Raw genomic sequence first — 2,369 nt, forward strand, 5'->3', positions numbered from 1 at the left:
CGAACCGCCATTGAGCAGCAAGCCGCCCGGCGCATAGAACCAGATGCGCCCGGCCGCATCGCTGCTGACCGTGCCCGAAAAGGAGATGGCGCGCGTTGGATCGGCGGCGATGATGCGGTTGAGCACGGTGTAATTGGCACCATTTGTGCCCGAACCGCCGGTAAAGCTGGCCGTGGCCCCCGCTGGCAGGAAGTTGATCGGTGCCGGACCCGCCGCAGTGTCGGTGGGAACCCAGTTGATGGTGTTCTGCAGAGCGTCGACCGTGAAGAAATCGGTGTTGCCGCTGGTGCCGCGGGTCACGCTGCCCAGAATCACCGTTTCGGTGCCCTGGAACGCCTGCGCCTGCGCCACCTGAGGCTGCAACGCCAGCATGGCGGCCAGCACAGCCGGCGATGCCCCGAGGCTGAGGCGAGCAACAGCACGGCTGCGAGCCGGGGCGCTTTCGTCAAACAGGCGCATCAGCGAGTCCTCCAGGGCAGCAGGCGGGTGGTCAACGTCACCAGCAAACGCACATCACCGGCCCGCGTAGGCCCGGCATCCTTCAGGGCAACCGCGCCGCCCACATCAAGCCGGGCACGGTCGCCCAACACCAGTCGTGCGCCGCCGCCAACCGAGAACAGATTGACCGGATTGGCCACTGCAGCACCCTGCCCGCGCGACCAGGCCCAGCCGGCATCAACGAACACATAAGGCTGCGCCGCCAGTTTCCAGTCTTCCGACAGGGTGATCGCATCGTGGCGCAGTTCGGTGTTGAAGGCGGCACCATCATCACCGGTCAACACGCCGGGATCGTAACCGCGACCCACCGTGTAGTTGCCCAGGGCAAAACGTTCGAACCCGAACAGCGCGCCGCTGGCAAACTGGGCCCGTGGCTGCACGGCGACGGTGAGTTTCGTGCTCAGGCGCAGTTCGGCAAGACCCGTGAAGCGGAGCACGGTGGCGGTGGGGCTGCCGCTGATCAGGCTGGGCGGCACCACGCCGGCACCAGCGCACGCAGCCGGATTGGCCAGGCAATCCGGGCTGGCGCCAAACACATCAAGGCCCTGCCGCACTTCGATGCTGGCACCGAGCCGCCACGCGGTGGCGCCGCCGGGGCCACGGCCACGCATGTCCTGCCATTCGCCATCAAATCGCGCATAGGCAACGCGCAACCGATCGCGCGACAACGGATTGGCGTTGAACTCAACCCGCTGATTGACCAGATCAAAGCCGGCGCGGCCCACCAACGTGGCCGCCTGGCTGCGCTTGAACGGATAGCTCGCTTCGATATTGGCAAAGAAGGTTTCAGCATCGACCGGTGGCACGGCCGCGCCCAGATCGGGCTTGGTCCAAGCCTGGGTAACACGCCCGCCCAGCCGTAAGCCTTCGCCGCCGATGGCAAAATCATGCCCGGCCTGCAGCACCTGCTGTTCGTTGAAATCCGGCGTGGCATAATAGGAAATGAACGTGTGATCGCCCAACCCGGTAAGGCCATGCGCCTGCATCCGCACCTGGCCGCCCCACGCCCCGGTTTGCGAAGGCGCCAGATTGCTCAGCACCAGATCGGCCTGCAGCGGGCGACGGCGCACGCTGATTTCGCCCACCATGTCACCGGCAACGCCGCCAGCCGGCTTCAGCGCCAGACGCACATCCATGCCGGGCAAGTCGCGCGCCAGCAGCAGATAACGTTCAGCCTCGATGCGGTTGAAGGGCTGACCCGTCGCCAGTTTCTTCACATAACGCGCCACCTGGCCTTCATTGCGGCCGGAATCGCCGCGCAGCCGCACAGCCGTCAGCCTTGCATAAAGCACTTCGAACCGCACGATTCCGCCTTCGATGCGCTGGGCCGGCACCTGAACGGCGGCCAGATAGCCCAGCCGGCGCAAATGGGTGGCAGCGGCATCGCGGATTTCACACAGTGCCGAAACCGGCACTTCCTTGCCCACCAATGGCTTCCAGAAGGCATCGAGATCACCGGCCGGAACCGGATTCAGATTGTTGAACTCGGCGCGGGCGATGGTCAGCTTGATGTTGGCATAGGCCGAATCGGCCAGCGCGCACGGGCTGCGTTCGATATCGCCATCGACGATCAGGCGGCTGGGCTGCGTGAAGGTCTGGCGGCGGCTGGGATCGATTTCTTCACGTGTGGGTGCGCCGGTAGTTGCAGTCTGCGCCAAGGCAGCGCCCGCCGGCATGACGACCAAGGGCAACGCCAGCAATGCCAGTCGCAAATGGCCACGCCGCATCGGCGACAGCGTCGTCGCTGACGAGCCTCGGTCCTTCATCACGCATTCCCCCAGCAACGAGTGTGTTGCGACCATTTGATCCGTTGACCACCATTTAAGCCGATTTTGAATCGATGCGCCAGCGGCTTGTTCAGGCAGTTACGA

The 2,369-nt window shown here is 65.0% G+C and carries 2 protein-coding genes; both read right to left on the reverse strand.

All coding sequences use genetic code 11. From position 1 onward, the window contains the following. The coding region (locus RMO81_RS04680) for a hypothetical protein (protein ID WP_310474597.1) at positions 1 to 459 on the reverse strand (459 nt) is incomplete at its 3' end. Continuing rightward, positions 459 to 2,264: a ShlB/FhaC/HecB family hemolysin secretion/activation protein gene (locus RMO81_RS04685; protein ID WP_310474598.1), complete on the reverse strand. Its 1,806-nt coding sequence runs from the start codon at positions 2,262 to 2,264 to the stop codon at positions 459 to 461. The genes RMO81_RS04685 and RMO81_RS04680, both read right to left, overlap by 1 nt. Positions 2,265 to 2,369: the final 105 nt, after the last annotated feature.

It is taken from the genome of Sandarakinorhabdus sp. (assembly GCF_031422795.1).
Taxonomy (GTDB): Bacteria; Pseudomonadota; Alphaproteobacteria; order Sphingomonadales; family Sphingomonadaceae; genus Sandarakinorhabdus.

Bases quoted from the DNA above. Each gene is read 5' to 3' on its own strand.
- RMO81_RS04685 (WP_310474598.1), bottom strand. From the start codon at position 2,264: ATGAAGGACCGAGGCTCGTCAGCGACGACGCTGTCGCCGATGCGGCGT.